The organism is Pseudoalteromonas sp. MMG033, assembly GCF_057197785.1.
The window spans coordinates 4,450,362-4,470,972 of sequence record NZ_CM170070.1; the positions used below are offsets into that span (position 1 = coordinate 4,450,362).

General features: G+C 39.8%; 14 protein-coding genes. 2 read left to right on the top strand and 12 right to left on the bottom strand.

Going from position 1 to position 20,611, the window contains the following annotated elements; all coding sequences use genetic code 11:
• Positions 1-67: 67 nt before the first annotated feature.
• From AC2CZC_RS19375 to pgi, 9 genes are all read right to left on the bottom strand, one after another.
• Positions 68-778, bottom strand: coding sequence for a SapC family protein (locus tag AC2CZC_RS19375; RefSeq protein ID WP_211035887.1), 711 nt, complete (start codon positions 776-778; stop codon positions 68-70).
• Between the two features lie 244 nt (positions 779-1,022).
• Positions 1,023-2,543 (bottom strand): tryptophan halogenase family protein, encoded by a 1,521-nt coding sequence (locus AC2CZC_RS19380; RefSeq protein ID WP_484583063.1) that lies wholly within the window; start codon positions 2,541-2,543, stop codon positions 1,023-1,025.
• 10 nt (positions 2,544-2,553) lie between these two features.
• Complete coding sequence (locus AC2CZC_RS19385) at positions 2,554-3,222, bottom strand: DUF6445 family protein (RefSeq protein WP_211035891.1); 669 nt, start codon at positions 3,220-3,222, stop codon at positions 2,554-2,556.
• A complete protein-coding gene (locus AC2CZC_RS19390; RefSeq protein ID WP_211035894.1) occupies positions 3,223-4,938 on the bottom strand; it encodes a CRTAC1 family protein in 1,716 nt (571 codons plus the stop codon). It abuts the gene before it with no gap.
• Positions 4,939-4,983: 45 nt separating this feature from the next.
• Complete coding sequence (locus AC2CZC_RS19395; RefSeq protein WP_247686833.1) at positions 4,984-6,957, bottom strand: vanadium-dependent haloperoxidase; 1,974 nt, start codon at positions 6,955-6,957, stop codon at positions 4,984-4,986.
• 77 nt (positions 6,958-7,034) lie between these two features.
• Positions 7,035-9,701, bottom strand: coding sequence for a TonB-dependent receptor (locus AC2CZC_RS19400; RefSeq protein ID WP_211035898.1), 2,667 nt, complete (start codon positions 9,699-9,701; stop codon positions 7,035-7,037).
• Between the two features lie 891 nt (positions 9,702-10,592).
• The gene (pgl, locus tag AC2CZC_RS19405) at positions 10,593-11,303 is read right to left on the bottom strand and encodes a 6-phosphogluconolactonase (RefSeq protein WP_484583064.1); all 711 of its coding nucleotides are present in this window, start codon (positions 11,301-11,303) and stop codon (positions 10,593-10,595) included.
• A complete protein-coding gene (gene zwf / locus AC2CZC_RS19410; RefSeq protein WP_211035910.1) occupies positions 11,303-12,775 on the bottom strand; it encodes a glucose-6-phosphate dehydrogenase in 1,473 nt (490 codons plus the stop codon). The genes pgl and zwf overlap by 1 nt, the downstream gene beginning before the upstream one ends.
• Before the next feature lie 315 nt (positions 12,776-13,090).
• Positions 13,091-14,737 carry a glucose-6-phosphate isomerase gene (gene pgi / locus AC2CZC_RS19415; RefSeq protein WP_484583065.1) on the bottom strand — a complete coding sequence of 549 codons (1,647 nt, stop codon included), beginning with the start codon at positions 14,735-14,737 and terminating at the stop codon, positions 13,091-13,093.
• Between the two features lie 368 nt (positions 14,738-15,105).
• Here pgi and AC2CZC_RS19420 point away from each other — a divergent pair, with 368 nt between their 5' ends.
• A complete protein-coding gene (locus AC2CZC_RS19420) occupies positions 15,106-16,167 on the top strand; it encodes a LacI family DNA-binding transcriptional regulator (RefSeq protein ID WP_211035914.1) in 1,062 nt (353 codons plus the stop codon).
• Positions 16,168-16,184: 17 nt separating this feature from the next.
• Here the strand turns inward: AC2CZC_RS19420 and AC2CZC_RS19425 are convergent, their stop codons facing one another.
• From AC2CZC_RS19425 to AC2CZC_RS19435, 3 genes are all read right to left on the bottom strand, one after another.
• The gene (locus AC2CZC_RS19425) at positions 16,185-18,233 is read right to left on the bottom strand and encodes an aminotransferase class V-fold PLP-dependent enzyme (protein WP_484583066.1); all 2,049 of its coding nucleotides are present in this window, start codon (positions 18,231-18,233) and stop codon (positions 16,185-16,187) included.
• Between the two features lie 149 nt (positions 18,234-18,382).
• A complete protein-coding gene (locus AC2CZC_RS19430; protein WP_211035919.1) occupies positions 18,383-19,450 on the bottom strand; it encodes an AI-2E family transporter in 1,068 nt (355 codons plus the stop codon).
• The gene (locus AC2CZC_RS19435; RefSeq protein ID WP_211035921.1) at positions 19,443-19,691 is read right to left on the bottom strand and encodes a hypothetical protein; all 249 of its coding nucleotides are present in this window, start codon (positions 19,689-19,691) and stop codon (positions 19,443-19,445) included. The genes AC2CZC_RS19430 and AC2CZC_RS19435 overlap by 8 nt, the downstream gene beginning before the upstream one ends.
• 254 nt (positions 19,692-19,945) lie before the next feature.
• Between AC2CZC_RS19435 and AC2CZC_RS19440 the strand changes: the two genes are divergently transcribed.
• The gene (locus AC2CZC_RS19440; RefSeq protein WP_211035923.1) at positions 19,946-20,611 is read left to right on the top strand and encodes a hypothetical protein; all 666 of its coding nucleotides are present in this window, start codon (positions 19,946-19,948) and stop codon (positions 20,609-20,611) included.

The following is a 20,611-nucleotide window of genomic DNA, read 5'->3' on the forward strand; positions in this document are numbered from 1 at the left end:
GTAATACTAGGATTTCAAAAACAAAAAAGCGCCCAAGGGCGCTTTTTTCACTTAAAGATAATATTAATTATGCTTCTTGTGATTGTGCTTTAAGACGAGCTAGACGCGCAACTTGGTGAGTTGACGTAAGGAAAGCAAAGATTGGTGCTAGGTAGCCACGCTTACGAAGCTCTAAGTAATCCTCGTCGCTTAATTCATTAAGCTTACGCTCATCAACAAGGTAGATACCATTGATGTCTTTTTTCTCACCCGCGATTTCTACTGTAAGTGTCTGTTGAACTAAAAGCTCTTTTTCAGCAAGGAACTGAGTGAACACTTCAGTTACACGTGCAAATTCAACGTAGTTTACCAACGCTTCTTTGCGTGCTTGAAGGTATTCTGTTTCTTTACCGTCAGCAAATAGCGCGTTACCAGTTTCTTCGCCTACTAACGGGCTTGCTTCGTCGATAACGATGCCAAATTGATCTTCTTCAGGGTGCTTAACAAGACCAAACGGGTAACGAGCAGCTGCTAAAGGTGCAAAACCTGCCTGCCACTTACCGTCTTTAACATATAGGTTCTCACCTGGCTCAAGACCAAATAATGCAACAGCTTGGAACTGACCTGATTCAGTATTTTTAACAAACGCCATTGGGAATTCAGTCGCAACACGAGCAAACTCATGTGCAACAACTGGGATTAGGTGCTGAGACTTAAGAAATTCAACATTGATGCCGTTTTGTACTTTAAGGTTGGCATGCTTCTCGTTGTGTAAAGGCTGCACTTGTTGCTCCGCCATAATACTACTCCATTCAAATTCGAAATTATTACTTTTTGTGGCCCTAAGGCTATCGGTTTTCGAGACAAATTGGAAGCTAAATATTTACTATTGTAAAAGCCTCTAAACACATAGATAAGGGGAGTTGGGCGAATTTCAACCTATTTATAATTTAAAAGAATTATTTACCGCCACCATAGAATGCTGGCGGTATTAATCTACACTAATTTACATAAATACAAAGCAATAACAGAATTACTGCTTGCTATAGTTTTTGTATCCCATATTGCTTAACACTATTAATATATGAACGATGAGATGGTAGATCTTTAGATAGCCCATAAAGGAAGGATTTAAACGACTCAATGTCTTTTTCCGGGCGAGCAGATAAACGATTGATCGGTGTCTCTGTTTCGTACCCCATGCCGTAGAGAATATACGAATAGCTGTCTGCAGCAAATACATCGTTTATTGAAAAGTCATATTCTGATGGTGGATGATATTTCCAAACTGCTAACTTTTCTTGAAGCGAGGTGGGGATCCCCTGCTCTTCACGGTTATCAACCCAAAAAGGCTCTTCTCTATCTGATAGTACATAGTGTAGCTTTACAAAATCAACAATACTGTCCCATCGTTGTTTAAAACTATCGTTAAACCTTTGTGCAGAAACAGCCATAGACTTTTGATCATGAGGGAATTTCTCTAACAAGTAATGAGCTGCTGCCTCAATCATAACTATCGCAGTAGACTCCAAGGGCTCTAAGAAACCTTGTGCTAAACCGATTGAAACACAGTTTTTATGCCAAAACTCGCTGCGATACCCAACATTCATTTTCACTAATCTACAATCAAGCTCTGCTGACGTATCTTTTCCTAGGTAAGTACATAACTCTTTTTTGGCAGCCTCATGGCTAATATGTTTTGAAGAGTAGACATAACCAACGCCTCTACGAGACTGCAAACCAATATCCCAAATCCAACCAGCCGTTTGTGCAGTTGTAAGCGTTGCAGACTCTATATCTTGCTGCTCATTTTCGTAGGGTATTTGAATAGTGAGTGCGTGATCAACAAATAAATTGTCGGCCTTACTTTCAAAAGGAACATTAAGTGTTTCGCCAATGAGTAGCGCTTTAAAGCCTGTGCAGTCAACAAACAAATCTCCCTCAATTTTCTGACCACTTTCAAGGTGCAACGCGCTAATATCTCCCTGTGCATTCTGAGATACGAAGACAATTTTGCCTTCAATTCGTTGTATACCTTTTTCTTGCGCCTTTTTCGCTAAAAAAACCGCCATTTTCTTTGCATCTAGGTGGTAGGCATAATTATGCTCACTTTCATACTGACGGTCTGTTGGATAACGAGGACTTAAGCGCAGGTCACAATTTCTGGCTTGTGCACTCACCGACGGCGCAAACTTTCCACCATCATGGCTCTTCAACCATTCAATTGACAAATCCAAGTTTGGGGCTTTTCTAGGAACATCAAAAAGGTGGTAATAAAAATTATCTTCTTTCTCTGAATGCGGCTGCATCCAATTTACAAACTTTATAGCCTGCTTAAAAGTTGCCTCACAGTGATTAACGAGATCTTGCTCATCAACCCCAAACGCCTGCATCGTTCTTCTAATCGTTGGAAATGTCCCTTCACCGACACCAATAATGCCAATTTCTTCAGATTCAACGAGTACAATTTCAACTTGCTCTACTAATTGGCTTAGATAATTTGCGGTTATCCAGCCACTTGTACCACCACCTGCGATAACCACTTTTTTAATCTTGTTATTCATTTCAACCACTCTAAAAATACATGAAAACCGTCATAGTTAGTCGTTTTTTGCCATATGCCTTATCAAAGTTTTTTTCTGTAATAATCCCACTGTGCAATAGTGCAGAACGATAAAGGACAAGTCTATTTGGCTTTGCATCAACCTTATGGATCTGTGTAAAACATTCATTGCTCCCGACACAATATCCATCAAATTGATACTGTTCCAATTGTTTTAACACCGACTGTTGATAACGTTTTACCTCTCCCTCTTCAACAAGTTCAAGCCCTGTTTCAACATGTTTATAAAAACCAGTACCACCTAAATCAGGTTCGCATAAATACAAAATCGCAGCGATCTGCCTTTTACAAACACTGTCAAAATGAGGCACTTTTTGCAATGGCAACAGCGCCTCAGCAGGTTTGTTGACATAAGCAAAATACCCTTCCTGCCATTCAGGATAATTAACATTTAACCCGAAAGTTTCCGCGATAATCGGTTTTAATTTATCACATACACTATCGAGCAAAGGTTGAGACACAAGCTTCCGATTACCGGGATAAAAATTGGTCTCTCCCCGCTCTTGTGCAAAACCATCGCCGTATCCCTGCGTAAGCACGTCATCATAATCATTCAAAAATTCATCAATGATCACAACAGGTTGCCGAGAGTCACCTATGTACTCAACCTCCGCTTTCATCTAGTCTTTCTCCACATAGTTAATCTTATTCAATGAAAAGTCTGTCACAGTTTCCAACGAATTATCAGGCCACTTAACCGTAACTGATTTAATATTATCGTCAGTTGGGACAGTAATATGGGCAATTGGCGCGGATTGAGAAACATAGTGCGAATTACCAGATAAAAATCTTGATTGTACTTTTCCTGATTCAAACTCCACCAAAACTGTTGAGCCAAGTGCAAAGCGATTCAGGCCACTTTGACGTAAACGTACTTTCAGGTACTGATTGTTAGACTGTAACTGGTTTTCAAAATACTGCATAGACTGTTGGTTTCTAGATACTAGAATGTCTATATCACCATCACCATCTAAGTCGTTACAAACTACCCCACGTCCTTGCCAGTTTTCACCTTCCTCTTTAATACTCGTAATACGTGATTTAAAAGCATGCTCCTGATACTTACCAGAGCTTGAGCCTAAATAAAGCTTGTAATTATCCGTTAGATATTGATTAAAAGTCTTATCTTCAACACCCCAACCGTTTGATTGGAAGATATCTATATTACCGTCATGATTAAAATCAGCAAAACATGTTGCCCATGCCCAACCACCATTTTCTACACCAAGCTCTGCGGCATTATCAACAAATTGGCCGCTGCCATCGTTAACATAGAACTTGTTGCCGTGCCAATCCAAGCTAAAGTTAGGTTGATGATCGTCTCTTTTTTTACGGAAGATACTCGTTACAAACCAATCTAAATCGCCATCAAAATCAACGTCAAATAAAGCAGAGCCCATTCCACTTTGATCGTTAATGTTACTATCGGACATATTTGTAAGCTTGCCATTGTTTTGAATCAACACTTTAGTGCCGCCAAAATCAGAAACCATCAAAATATCTTGATCGTTATCTTGATCAATATCCACTACAAGTGGTGTAAAGGAGGTATCAGTAGATAGCTTAGCTACATTTTTATAGGAGCTATCAAGACCATTAACTTGATCTTGATAAATTTTGTTTAAACCATATTCCAGGCTTTTGTCAGTAAACGTTAAAGTGCCATCATCAATACCATTGATCCAGATATGCTCTGTACTAACACCGTCTACAATTGCTTCTCCCCAATGGCTAAGGATAATATCCAAATCAGAGTCACCATCTAAATCAGCAAATGAAGCTGATACGGTGTTACCTTTTGAAACTGTGAACCCTACCTGCTGCGTAATATCTTCAAACTTTTGTCCATTGACATTTTTCAGTAACCTTGGTGCTTGACCACTGACGCCGCCCACAAACAGATCAATAAAGCCATCAGCATCAACGTCTCCAAAAGATAAGCCTGTCAACATCCCACTGATATTAGACACACCCATAGCTTGAGACACATCTGTAAATTGGCCTTTGCCATCGTTTGTTAAGACAACTAAATGCTCACCAAGTAATGCAATATCAAGATCACCATCATTATCTATATCCCCTGCTGCAATACCGCCCACAAAAGCTTCTGAAATTGTTGCATCTCTATCGAGACTAAAGTCATGCGCATAAGTAATATTTGACTCTTCACTTTTTTCAATAAAGAAAAACTGCTCTTCAGCGACTGGGACTGGCTCAGTTACGGTCGGCTTATCTTGGTCCACTTGATCACTTACCGCAGGTGCAGTGCTTTCACTTGATCCTCCGCCCCCGCAGCCTGCTAATAGAAGAGCAACTACAATCAATGATTTTTTCATTTTAAACTACCCTTATTTTTATACATGTATCATACGAAAGCTGATTTAGAACAGCGACTTGGCAAAATTAAATGCATTAGTTCCGATCTTTTCACCCATCTTGCGTCCCGGAATATCATCGACAGGAGGATGGATCCCACCCCAAATTCTAGAAAGCGAACACTGATCAGCTGCATCCTGATATGTTGCCCATTGCAACTCCAAGTCTACACTTGGGCCTTTTTCAAATACTAGGAACTTATCTTTTTCAACTTTGAACTCACTCATACCCCCAGGAAAAAATTCACTGCCCGTAAACTTAGTCATAACAATAGAAGCGGCTCTAGAGTATGTTGAATGGCCAGATACATAACCCGCAAAAGGAGGGGTTACAAAAGTGGGTCGCTGATAAGGCCACCAATTCTCAGCAAGGATCCAACCTACACCTGCAGTGTCTTCGAATGAGTCTTCAATATGATCAGGGCCACGCCACGTGTAAAGTTTGATCTTATTAATATGCTCACCTTGGGCACCCGCAAGTTCATCACCCTCGGTCACAAGCTCAATGAGACCATCTCTTAAATTCAAACCTTGCTCGTGGTAATTTGGTAAGTTTGGATCTGTGCTTTGTCCTAAACCTGCCATGTATCTGATAGCGGAAACAGGTCTGATATAATCATAAAACCCTTTGACACTCCACGCTGAAATAGCAGCATCATGCATGGTGCCACCCAAAGAAAAGTATCCTTTGACATCCCATTCAAGTTTGGTAACAACTTCACCCTCGCCTTCTATCTTTCTTTCAAGCATTGGATGATCAGTGACTTTATTGAAAATAACAAACCAGTGGCCGGGAGGTGTTTCAGAATCAGGCCCATCTGCCCAAAACTCAGCAAGTACTCTTGCATAATCACCACGTGGTACGATTTGTTTTTCATAAGGTTGATTTGTGATCGGGTTAATCTTGTACCCTTGACTCGCGTCCAACCCCTCTAATAGATTGTAAAAATCTTTGTATCCCGCTTCAGTGTCAGGCAGCGACTGTATATTGCCAATATTATTAGGAGAAATATCAATCATTACACCATCAGCTATATCGAGATGACTCGACCAAATAGATACAAGCTCAAAATTCCACTGAAAAAACTCTGTTTCAGTTAGTAAGCTCGGTGGCGCTCCAGGATCCATGAACACTTTAAATTCATGTGAGTCTCTATACTTTATCTGCCTATTGTCATTGGTAAGCGCAAATCCTGATACCTCTCCCCATTCAGGACTTAAAAAGTCAGGCTGCTGACTCACTTCATTACCTGCTTGATCTATATATTGTTCAAGGCGTAATGGCTGCCAACGATCTACATGTACAAGATTTGGGTTCCCTGGCTTATTAACAACCAATGCTTCATTTGCAGCTTTGTAATATCGATTCTCATACCCATTTTGCTCATTTGAACCATCAGTGAAGCCGTAACTGATGTAGCAGCTTGCAATATAATTACCAAGCGCTCGAGCATCCCCTTCACTGTAATCGGTACTTGTAAATGTATAGTCATATTCATTTTCAGTCATTAACCTTTTCGCTAGCTCCATTGTCTCATGGGGAAAAGCTGACTTTTCAAACCGATGCTCTATTAGCCTATACGCAGCAAAGCTAATCGCAGTTTCTTGTTCAGTATAAACATTACCGTCTACAGAGATTTTTGATGTATCGAAGCCACATTGGTATTCATTCAATGTGTTGCCTAATAAATATGTTTTAGCGCTGTGCTCATAACTAGACCAAGCATCAAACATGGCTGCTGATATATGAAAGAGGTTTCTAGCATGAACTGTAGGACGTGCGTAATCATTTCTGATAGCTTCAAGTGTCACTTCGTTCCACTGCCTAGCCATAGATTTATCTGGTTCTACGATTGGCTTGTCAATAATCGTAGGCTCTGAAGGGGTTTGTGTCGTTGTAGGAGTAGGAGTATCTTTTGAATCACCACCACAACCTACCAATGTCGCCAAAATAGTGACTGGAAGTAGTAATTTTATCATTTTATTGGTCTTTTTAAAAAAAATGCCCCGCATTTTAGAAATACGGGGCATCATAGATTTGATTAAATGGCTTTAGATTAGAATGAGAATCTAGCACCAAATACCATACGACGTTCCCCTGCATAAGCAAATAATGGGAAGCCAGCATGACGATAACCATTTGAACCTTCAAGTGACGGGTTATCGTTACCTACTGTTACTAAGTCTTCTTCAAGAATGTTAGTAACGTTGAATGTTAAATCCATATACTCAGTTACAGAGTATTGAGCGCTGAAGTCTAAAGTACCATAAGCATCTTGCTCACGGTTACCGTAGAAACCAGGTTCTCTTAACATGTACTCTGAACGCCAGTTATAAGATAGACGCGCTTGGTAAATGTCATTCTCATAGTATGCAGATACATTTACCTGATGCTTAGAGCTATTCGAGAAGTAACCACGACGATCTGAGAAGTTTTCTTCATCAATGTCCGAGTCAGAGAATGTGTAGTTCGCTGTAGTACCGAAGCCATTGTCAAAGTCATGGAAGATCTGTGCTTCAATACCTTGTAGAGTACCACCTGCACCATTCTTAAATGAGTTCACTGTCCAACAGTCAGTGTTGCCCTCACAGCCTCCCGGAATATTTGCCGGATCAGCTTCTAAATCAGCCGCACTTAAACCAATTTGCTGCTCTCTCTTTGTATCAATGCGGAAGAAAGTATCGATATTCTTGTGGAAATAACCCAAGCTAAACATAGATGATGGAGAGAAATACCATTCATATGATACATCGAACTGAGTTGCAGAGAACGGCTCTAGTGCGATACTACCTTGATCTAACGACTCATTACCAGCTTGACCATCTGTTGCAGTGTTGAATCCGCCTAAGCTCATGAACATTTCTTGGTAACGTGCACGAGTGATAACACGAGCGATTGATGAACGCACAATTACATCTTCAGAGATGTCAAATACAATGTTTGCACTTGGTAGTACATCATTGTAGTCGTGCTCAGAGTAAGTCCAATCAGTAAACTGGAAAGCACCTGCACTATCAAGACCTACACCGTAATAACCTGCTTTTGCGTCAGTGCTGATATAGCGTACACCTAAGTTACCACGGAAGCCTTCTCCAGAGAAGTCAGCCATGACGTAAGCCGAGAAATTCTCTTCTTCTAGTTCTACTTCACCACCTTTATCAACTTCGAAGCCGCTTAGTAAAGAACGAGCATGTGCTTGAGCACTATCATGGTCAAAGAATGGAACCAATGAGTCATCAAAACCAACCTCAATTGAGCCATTTGTTAACTGACCAACAATTGACGTTGCATCAGTGCTAACATTCTCTTTTGCAATACCTGTTTGGCGAGTTTGAGTTACTTTGTGGTCAGTAAAACGAACACCAGTTTTGATTGCTGTAATTGCACCGTAGTCAACATCAAACTTAATATCAGCTTGGAAGTAATCTTCCTTATCTGTATTTGGTTGAATCACTGACTGACCAGTCTGATTCAAGACCTGAAGTAAATCACCATTTGTGATACCTGTATTCGGCGTACCGAACTGGAATATTTTGCCAGTTGCATCATATGAGCCACGAGCTAAATCACCAGTAACAACACCAGTGTAGTTAGACTCGAAGTTAGTACCACCTTCAGCGTCAGTTGTACCTACCTGTGCTGTAATAGTGTAGCTGTCACCTTCATATTTTAGATTAAAATCATATGTATCTGATTTCATCGTCGCACTTCTTGGACGTACGTCTAAGTATGCCTCAGCAGCAGTGCCATCAGCTTGCGTCGGATACAACCAAGTTAGCGGCTCATGACCACCAAAGCCACCTTGTGTAGCACCTGAAGGGCCAGTAGCTGTTGTTTTATCACCATTAGGGAAATACCAGAATGCAGTGTTTACATTGTTAGCACCCAGCTCTAGAGAAAGGTAGCTAGCACCAAGTTCTAGAGAGTCTGTAGGGCGGTATTGTGCAGTGAAGTTAATTGCTTCACGCTCACGTTCTTGATAGAAAGAACCTTCACCTGCAGCCCATTGCCACGCAGCCTCAACGCCTTTACGGTTCATTGTACGGTCTTGTTTTGCAGCAGCAATAAGGAAACCGATTCTTTCGTCTTCGTCTTTCCAGCTATATAGACCAGATACTTGCGGATCCCACTCTTCAGAACCACCTGAATATTGGCCTTCAACAGAAGCGAAGATTGCATTTGCTTCAAGGTCTAACGGCTTACGGGTCTTAACATTAACAGAACCACCAACACCACCTTCTACTAGGTCGGCTTGTGAGCCTTTAAATACATCAACACCTGAAATTAGTTCAGATGGAAGCATAGAGTAATTGAATGAACGGCTAATAGGATCAAGTGTATACCAGCCAGTTGAAGCAACAGATTGACCGTTTAACGTTGTTAGCGTCAAGTTTTTACTTGCACCACGGATAGAAACTTCAGAACCCTCACCAAATTGGCGAGAAATTGATACGCCAGGAATACGCTGAAGCGTTTCTGCAACGTTTTTATCTGGAAACTTACCAATGTCTTCTGCAGACACTGAATCTACAACCGAAGTCGCAAAACGTTTTGTATTCAGTGATGCTTCTAAAGAGCGACGAATACCACGTACTTCAATTACTTCTACGTCTTCTTTGACTTGAGTACCACTATCAGCAACTGCTACACCAGATACGCCTGCGGTTAACGCAAGACCAATGTTTGCAGCTAGTAAACTTTTCTTAAAATTATTAGCTAACACAGGATTCCCCTTGAATCATTTTGTTGGTTTTAAAATCACTTCTGCCCAGTGATGATGACAACGCTGTCATCTAATAACAAACAATACACCCAAAATTACATAATCGCTACATGTTTTTTAAACAAAAACTTTAAAAATTTTCATTAGAGGTACTAACCTCTTGAATAATAATGGATTATATAAAGCTTGGTCATACTTTGTTACAAACGCGGACTAATATACCACATTAGATGCATAAATCTGTAGTTTATGGGGTGAATGATACGAATTATTTGTATCTAATTAAGAAACTGCATAATTTTAATGCAGTAAAAGAAGAGTTAGTCAAAATAATAGCCTGGGCAGAAGCTGTTCAAGGTGATAACAATTCTCAATGACAACGCTGTCATTTTAGTTGAATTTTACTTCCATGTCCAGTAAAAGCGTGAACCTAAAGACCCTTGCGGGACAAAAAACAAAACTTATTGGATCCAATTGAAAATTAAGAAATTAATTTTCCCCTCGAATGCAAAAATCTCATTTAACGCAATAAAGATCAGCTTAATTACATACAGGTAGCAAAAATCATATATAACAAATACTAATAAAGTATGTATTTTTATAAGCCAATCAGATAATTTTAAGATTTAATCGGTACTAATGTTTTCTTACATTAATATGAGGCAGCTCTACTCTTGATTAAATTATGTTACTTATCGACTTGTTAATTACTATTAATGTCTAATAAGAGAAACACGTAAGCTTTTACAAATGAAATGACTCTCTTAAACAACAGTAACTATTTTCAATAAAAAGGATTGCAATGTAGGTTATAGGTTAAAAGAGGAAGAGTATAAATAGTGACTTCAGGTTAGAAAAACGCGCTAAGCACGCGTTTTTCAATAAAACGAATTAAGGACACCAAAAAACACTTAACTTTAGTTCAGGTAGTCCCAATACAGCTCTAAGTGGGATATCTAATTCAGAGCCCTGCTCTTTTGCTTGTTCATAAATAGCGCGCTTCGCTTCACCGCTTATCAACAAAATGGCGTGCTTGGTGTTCGCAATACCAGCTAGTGACAAGCTCATACGCTCAGTAATACTTCCAGTCACATCACTCTCTTTTGCATTAATTGCGCAAACAAGCTGTTCTGTTTTAAGTGCATCTTCTAAACCATCAGCATGCGGAAAAAGCGATGCCGTATGGCCATCTGGACCCATACCCAAAATAGTTACATCAAATGGCTGTTTTAAAGACTGATAACGTGCTTCAACTTCACTTTGGCCTTCGGTAGCTGACGGCTGTTCATTTTTCATCGTTACAAAAGGCGCACCTGATGCTTTGTCCTGTAACAATGTCGAATTAATAAACGCTTCGTTTGACTTTTCATGATTTGGCGCAACCCAGCGCTCATCAACCATTGCAACGGTGACTTTACTCCAATCCAAGTCCAAACCTGAAAGTCGCTTATAAGCTGGCGCAGGTGAAGAACCACCAGAAACCAATATACTCGCAGCAGCGTCAGTTTGAATTGCTTGGCTCAATGTATTTTCCAATACCGAAGCCAAGTGCTCTGTCATCTCATCTTTAGAATCAAAAAACTTTTCGTTTAAGATTGCCATTAATTTTTCTCTCCAACATTAAACCAAGCGTGACCTTTTTCTTCTAATAATTCATCCGCCGATTCTGGTCCCCAAGAGCCTGCTCTATATAATGCAGGCGTGCCCTTCTCTTGCCAACGAGCAATGATTGGGTCAATCCATTTCCAAGCTTGTCTTACTTCATCACGGTGAATGAATAATGATGGATTATTCGCTGCAGCATCTAGCATCAAACGCTTATAAGCATCTGAATGGAAACCATTACTGTACTTTTCACTCAGTTCAATGTTAAGTGTGACTGGTTCAAGTTGCATCTCCAAATTATCTAATCTCTTTGACATTAGAGTCAGTTGGATACTTTCTTCTGGTTGAAGTCTTATAATTAAACGATTTGGCAAAATTGGACCAACAGTATCATCATACACATTATGAGAAACTGGTTTATACTCAACGACGATTTCGGCACAACGTTGCTTCATACGCTTACCCGTTCTTAAATAGAAAGGTACGCCTGACCAGCGCCAATTATCGATATGAGCGCGAATTGCAACAAACGTTTCCGTTGTGCTTGAGCCTTCACCTAGCTCTTCCAAATAACCAGGTACTAAACTCCCGTTCAAATCACCAGGTACATACTGTCCTCGAACAACATTATCGTCTACTAACTCATCTGTAAGTGGACGTAAAGCTTCTAACACTTTCAGCTTTTCATTTCTGATTCGATTTGCATTGAGTTTATGAGGGGATTCCATTGCAACAAGGCACAATAGCTGAAGAAGGTGGTTTTGCACCATATCTCGAAGCGCGCCTGCTTTATCGTAAAATCCAGCTCTGCTCTCTAAACCCACGGTTTCAGAAATACTGATTTGAATATTATCAATGGTCTTTGCATCCCATAAATTTTCAAATAGAACATTTGAAAATCTCAGCGCCATAAGGTTTTGTACTGTTTCTTTACCTAAATAGTGATCTATACGGAAAATTTGATCTTCTTCAAAATACTCGGCGATTTTGGCATTGATTTCTTCAGCTGATTCACCACAATAGCCAATAGGCTTTTCAACGACAACACGAGAATTTTCACTGATCAAAGATTTTTTAGATAATAATTCACAGCACGTGCCATAAACAGCAGGAGGAAGAGAGAGGTAAAAAACGCGAGATTTACTAGAGTCATCTTGTTCTAAAATATCTCGAAGTAAGTCCCAATTATCATCAGCCTCTGTAACATTTACCACAACAGGAACCAAATACTGAGAAAACGCATTCCAGTCAGCTTGGTTATATTCGCCTTTTCCTAAATGCTCCTGGAGTGCTTTGCCAGCGTTCTCTACGTATTCATTTTTTTTACTTTCTTCTCGAACGGTAGGTAAAATGCGGCTACCTTCAGGCAGATTGCCTTCTTGATATGCACGATACATAGCAGGCAACAATTTTCTTAACGCTAAATCGCCACCCCCACCAAAAATTACGATATCAAAAGGATTAAGCATAATTATTTCTCACAAGGTTAGGTGCGCGGTCATTACTCTGTAGAGAACACGCGCTACAATCAAAACCGTTTGGTGTTTTTGGAAAACATGCCAAACATAACTTCATTTATAGGTTTGAATTCGTTCTCAGACCACAATCTTGCTTAGGATTCAGGTGAAGCCTACCTAGTAGCAATTGCATATTTATTGTTTTAGTAGTCTTTTAAAATGAGTCTTAGGGGCTCTGTAATTCCTCTCACAAAAATACAGGCCCTAAGTACTCCAGCGCTACCCGTTCAAAGGTATTCTTTACTATCGTAGCCAAGTGCTACGATTTTATTTATTTCGTTTTTGCTTGTAATAAGCGATTAACCCAGACGTAGAGCTATCATGCTCATGATTTACGTTTTCTTGTGTCAGTTCTGCTTCAATATTACTTGCTAAGCCTTTACCCAACTCAACACCCCATTGGTCAAAAGAACATACATTTAAGATAATACCTTGACAGAAAATCTTATGCTCATAAAGCGCAATCAGTCTACCTACAGCTTTTGCATCCACTTTATCTAGGATCATTGATGTTGTAGGACGATTACCTTGATGTATTTTATGCGCAACCAGCTTTTCAATCTCGTTTTCAGACTTGCCTTTTGCAGCTAGATCTTCACGAATTTGCTGTTCATTCACACCCGCCATCAAGGCTTCTGTCTGAGCAAAGAAGTTAGACAGCAGCACGTCATGATGTTTACCCAGAGCAATTTGCGGCTCTACTGAAGCAATAAAATCAGCTGGCACAATAACATTGCCTTGGTGCAAACATTGATAAAATGCATGCTGACCATTAATACCTGTCATACCCCAAATAATTGGCACAGTCGTATACGGTACAGTCTGACCATCAAATGTGACATGTTTGCCATTACTTTCCATTTCGCCTTGTTGCAAATAGGCAGGCAGCATGTGCAACGCCTGATCGTATGGCAAAATGGCTTGAGATGTATATCCTAAGAAGCTTGAATTCCATACACTCAAAAGCGCCATGATTAGCGGTATGTTATTTTCAAACTCAGCTGTTTTAAAATGCGTATCAACCTCAAACGCACCTTCGAGTACTTCTACAAACGTTTCATAACCAAGATACAATGCAATTGGTAACCCAATAGCACTCCACAAAGAGAATCGTCCGCCTACCCAATCCCACATTGTAAATACGTTTTCATCTGCGATACCAAAAGCGCGGGTTTTTTCAAGGTTTGTACTCACTGCTACAAAATGTTTCGCAACTGCACTTTGATCATTTGCGCTTTCTAAAAACCAAGCAACCGCTGAGCGTGCATTATTCATCGTTTCAGAAGTCGTAAACGTCTTTGACGAGATAACGAACAAGGTGGTTTCAGCGTGTACTTTTTTCAACACTTCACCAAGTTGAACACCATCAACATTAGAAACGTAATGAACGTTTAAATTGCCATCGCTGTAAGCACCAAGTGCTTCAGTCACCATTTGCGGGCCTAAATTTGAGCCACCGACGCCAATAGCAACGATGTCTTTAACAGCTTTACCTGTATAACCAGTCCATTCACCGCTGCGGACTCGGTCTGTGAAAACCTTTATTTTTTCAAGTCCTGCTTGAACTTGCTCGGTCACATTGACACCGTCGACATAAATCCCAGAAGCATCTCTGTTTCTAAGAGCGACATGTAATACAGCCCTGTCTTCTGTGATATTTATTTTCTCACCAGAAAACATTTTATCACGCCAAGTCGCGATATCTGATTCTTTAGCCAGCGTAATTAGCTGTTCAAATACACTGCTATCAATAAGTTGCTTCGAAAAGTCAAAAAGAACGCCCGGGATCTGACGAGAAAATTTATCAAAGCGTCCATTATCAGTCTCAAAAAGGGTCTTTAAATGCTGTTCTTTTAATTGTTCTGATGCTGATGATAATGCTTGCCAACTTGGTAATGTTGTACGGCAATTCATAATTTTTCCCCTAGCGATGATAGTGTGCAAACACATAAATACACACATAAACATATTCGAGCGTTAACCATAAGTTAAAATGACAACGCTGTCAAACTGCATGTTCCTCATTTTACTTTGCATATAATAACTGATTTTTTATTTTTTGACACCGGTATCATAAAATAAATTAAAGTTATTCAGTTAATGTTAAAAAACTGCAGAGTACAAATTTGATCGTTTCATGAAAAGCTGAAATATACTATATTGCCTTACACGTAATGCTGTTCCATATTATTTTGTATTAAAAGCCAGCATTTAAAGGGCTCTGAGAGTAAAGCACTCAATTTTTGGCCAAAGCTTAGCCTTATTCATATAGAAGAAAAAAAATGAAAGTAACCATCAACGACGTCGCAAAACATGCAGGCGTTTCTATGAAAACTGTATCAAGGGTCATCAATAAAGAGCCTTCAGTCAGGAAAAAAACTTACGATTTGGTTATGCAAGCCGTCGAAGAGCTAAATTACCAACCAAATACCGCTGCACGAAATTTGGCGGGTACCTCTTCCTTTGCCATTGGCCTAGTTTATGACAACCCCAATGCCTATTATGTCATTGATATGCAAAATGGTGTGCTATCAAGGTGCAAAGAAGAAGGTTACGAGCTGGTTATCCACCCTTGCTGTGCTCAAGATCCTGATATGCACAAAGAAATCGCTACCATGATACAGCGCTCAAGACTTGCGGGTTTAGTATTAACTCCCCCTCTGTCTGAGCAGCAAGACATTATTGATATGCTTGATAACTTAGGCGTTGCGTACGTAAGATTGCTTTCTGGTCAAAGTAATGCGTCAGCACCCAGTGAAAGTAAAGATGAAGAGATAAAAGCTAATAACTGTATTTATGTTGACGATTATGCTGCTGCATATGAGATTACAGAACACCTCATTAAACTAGGTCACAAAACCATCGCCTTTGCTTGTGGAGATGCCGAACACAAATCAACCACTGAACGTTTAGCCGGGTATCAACAAGCACTTAAAGATCATGATCTCACTTTAAATGAAGATTTAATTTATGAAGGAACCTATTCGTTCGAGTCTGGTGTTGAAGGTGCTAAAGCGCTACTGAAGGATAATAATGCCTTTAAAATTACTGCTATTTTGGGTGGTAACGATGAAATTGCAGCTGGCGCGCTCTTTGCGTCTCGTCTTATGAATATTGCCATTCCTGAACAACTGTCAATTTCAGGATTCGAGGACTCACCGTTCTCAAGACAGACTTGGCCCAAGTTAACGACGGCACATCAAGCCAATAGTGTTATTTCAGAACACGCAGCTAGATTATTGTTTTCTAAGACAAGAGGCAGTAGAAAACAAGATAAAGACATCATCACAACCTTTACACCTTCCGTTGTGGTTCGCGAAAGTACCGGACCTGCACCTGTGTAAATTTTTAGGTTTGGTGCTCAGAGCAGCGCCAAACCTTTTGTTAGATTTGCAAGGCTGGTAAAACCTAACGATTGCATCGCTTTAATTTGTTGTTTAGAACGCTTACCACTACGGCACAATATCAGGTAAGCAGTATCTTGAGAAAGTGTTCCGTCAAAAACTGCATTGACAAGTCGACTAGCAGGTATATTAATCACATTTGCAGCACATTCTTGAGATATTTTACTTATTAGAGACGATGAAGCTTTATGCTCTGCGTACTCCCGAACATCTATTACCACCGCATCATGCGCTTTAATCCAGTTTATTGCTGAAAGACCATTTTGAAGTTCTACGCTATTGTTCATATTTGCTAAGCAGGGGTTTTGCATACTGCTATTTTCTTCACAATAAAGCCCAATGCTGTTATTGGAGATAACCATTGTTTTGCCGACTTCACAATCAAATGGGCTTGGGACTTTCTCTGAGTTTAAAACCTGTTCTGATAATTCTGTCTCGCCTTTACCATACAAACAAACCAAATTGCCCTGCTTTGAAGCTACCGATCTAACTTCCCAGTGTTCTCCAGATAAAAGTACCTCTGAAGACTGGTTATCACCGTGGTGATAAATGCACACTGATTGACCAAAAGTAGATTTAACATTCTCTATTAACGTTTTAGAATTTCCACTTAAGCTATTAAGAATACATGTCTTTATACACATTTCGTCTTCATTAATTAGACGCTTTATCTTAGGGAAAAGTTGAGGGTTCGGGTTAACAATAAGAACTTCTTTATCCTCTGAAGCAAATACCCAACTTGATTCATTTTGATAAACTAGTTGAGTTATACCTTGCCAGTTAGATAACAGATGCGCATCTTTATCACCTACCCCATCACTTATTGATAAATATGGTTTAACAGATCGAATTGCTGTACATGCGCTCTCAATAAACTCTGTGCTATCTGCAGGACCAAATGACAGTCTTATGGCATTATTGCACTGCCATTCATCAAACCCCATCGCTTCGAGCACAAAACTACTTGAAACTCCCGAACTACAAGCGGAGCCACCACTTACCCTGACACCTGTTGCATCAAATAAGTCAATGATTTCCTTAGATGTATAATGGTCTAGCGAAAAGTTAATCGTAGTCGGTACAGACTCCTCGCACTTAGCGTGTAAAGAGACGTCTGGAAAAGTATCTAACAAGGCCTCAATGAGCATCTGTCGATGCTGTTCAAGTTGTTTCGTTGTATGAAAAACACCTTCTTCCTCTGCAAGTAGTGAAAATAGCGTATTTAGACCCGCAATCCCAGGTAAGTTTTCAGTGCCTGATCTCATGCCGGACTCTTGGCCACCACCGGCAATAAAAGGCACATACGGTTGACCACTCCTAACATATAAAAAGCCGATTCCTTTGGGTGCATATAGTTTGTGACCAGAAAACGGGGCATAGTCAATGGATATAGCATCCATATTAATGCTTACTTTACCAAGTGCCTGAACACAATCCACTAACCAAGAAACATCTGAGTTATTTTTCCGGATAACCTCTTCAAGCTTAAATAAGTCCTGCATTACACCCGTTTCGTTGTTCACTGCCATTGTACAAATCATGACTGCTTGAGGCACGTGTCGTGCAATAAATGCATAGTCAAGCTTTCCATCTTTATTCACTGGAATTTCCATCAGTTCAGCATGTAACCCTAAAGTTTCATTCCAGTGCTTTAAAGTATTTGGCACCGCTTTATGCTCTGTAGCGCCATACATCAATATGGGTTTATCAATTGTGTTATTTGCAGTTCGCATATGATGACTAATCGACGAAACTACAGCAGTTTGAATTCCCTCCGTTGCTCCTGATGTAAAGAGTAACTCCCCCTCTTTCGTTCCTAGGATACTTTTTCCCTTAATTCTGGTTTGCTCAAGAAGATCCTTAGCTAATAACCCTGTGGTATGTGCGCTTGAAGGATTACCAAAATTATCTGTCATCGCGTCAATTACACTATTTAAAATAGGTGTTAAAACTGGTGTTGTTGCGTTTGCATCTAGATAAAACTCAGTAGAGGTCGAGGGGGTCATGGATACCGCTTATAACTATATGAACTAAGATATTCCATATTACACAAAAAACGACTGGGAGTTAACTTTGATTTCTCTTTGTTTTGACAATTAAGAGCTAAAATGAAAAAAGGGAGCTAAAAGCTCCCTTGTCTAATATCTATTTCATTCTAACTTGTCTGTACTCGCCTATGGCTAGTTGACCAAGCATTTCCTAATGCTTTCACTAATGATGCTAGAGGGATAGCAAAGAAAACTCCCCAAAACCCCCATAAACCGCCGAAAAATAGTACCGCTACGATGATATAAACGGGGTTTAGGTCAACGGCTTCTGAAAACAACAGAGGTACTAATAAGTTACCGTCAAGAGCTTGGATAATACCGTATACAATTAAGATGGTCCAAAATTCTGGCGCTACCCCAAATTGAAATAATGCCACCGCAGCTACTGGGATGGTGACCAATGCAGCACCGATAAATGGGATCAAAACCGACAGCCCTACTAAAGTGCCAAGTAAAGCAGCATAACGTAAATCCAATACAGCAAAAGCCACAAAACTAGTACCACCAACAATTACAATTTCAATGACTTTACCGCGTATATAATTCATGATTTGATGGTCCATCTCTTCCCATACTTGCGTGATTAACTTCCTATCTTTTGGAATAAGTTGCTTGATGCCCGTAGTTAGAGATTCTTTATCTTTGAGCATAAAAAAGACAAGTAAGGGAACAAGGATCAAGTAAATTAACCAAGCCACTAAATCCTTAATCGACGTTAGGGATACAGAAACAATGAGTTCGCCTAAAGCAAGCACTTTGCTCTCAACCCCAGCCACAATATTTTGTACCTGCTGTACAGAGACCAAATTAGGATAATCTTCAGGAAGATGCAGCAAATAATCTCGACCCTTTTCAATCATACTTGGCGCTTCTTGCACTAAGTTACTCGCTTGAGACCACAAAACGGGCACTATCACCAGTAGCAAGGCTAGCACGATGCCAATGAAACCTAACATCACCAAATTGGTCGCCATGAGCCGACTGGGCATTAACTTTTGTAATCGAGTGACTGGCCAATCAAGTAGATATGCAATAACTAAGGCAACAAGCACAGGAATAACAAATGAACCAAAGAAATACAGCATTGTTGCTGTAAAAACGAGCATTAATAGCAACGTAACTGAATCGGGATCCGAAAATTTATCTTGATACCAAGATTTAATTAACTCAAACATCCGTGATGTACACCTTAATGTAATGTAATTGACCTTCTTCTATAAAGTCATAATGATAGGAGTTGTTGCACAAATACCGCTTAACATCTGACAGGTCTTGCTCGCCAGTACAAATATACTGAATACTTTTATCGGGGCAGTTTTTTAAATGCCACTTAAACTGAACAAAAAACTGTGGACACTGATACTGTCTCAAATCGATGGCACTTGCTTCAATATATTGCTCTTCAACCAGCTTCAAAAGCACTCACCTCGTTACAAACAGGATAGATAAAACAAACAAAAAGTAGCATTTTATACACTTTTAAAACATTAGAAACCAATTATAAACCTATAACATTTACGACTATAATACGCTTCTTGTTTATAAGGCACCTAAGCACTCAATAGCAAGAGAATAATATTGTATTTTACGCACATTACAGCGCCTTTCTGTAGCTTGTACTTTACCAATGGTTTATTCTTATAAGAACAACAAGTTTTACGGGAAACCACATGCCAAGAGCAAATAACAAGGCAAGTTTACCGGCCAACCCAACATTAAAAGAAATCAATTGGTATAAAAAGCAAATCAATTGGGGGGAGCTGCCACCCTTTTATCATCTTGTCGCATCCTCAGTAAGTGAAAGCGAAGGAATATTTCAACATGGCTTTGATAATGCGATAAAAAGAATACTCGATAAGCGAAATTGGAACCTTCAGCTATTAGATGGCTATGAGGATGACAATGGGATTGTACATTGTAACAGTGCACCTAAAATCAGCCTTCATCAAGCTTTTACAGACAGAGGCTATGAGCTGTGGGCTTTTCCGCTTGCTCGTGGCGTTAAGGTCGATACCTATCTAAAGGACAATAAATATCTTGAGTTCAATGTATGGGACCCCCATACAATGAAATCATTGATAAGATTTAGTCAACTTCATAAATTTATAGGCTTTTATTTTGAGCGAGGAGATATCGCAGATAAAGCACTCATACTTCATGCACACAAAGTAGTACATCAAACTATCTCTCTTTTGAAAAGAGAGTTGAACGTTGTGTGTGTTGACGGTGTCTCAATAAAAGATTTTTATCAATTATGTGAAAAAGACGCCCGAGCTTGTGAAGACGAGTTAAACCTCGCTAAGATCATGCTCGGTGAAGATATAAAGAAGGATTAG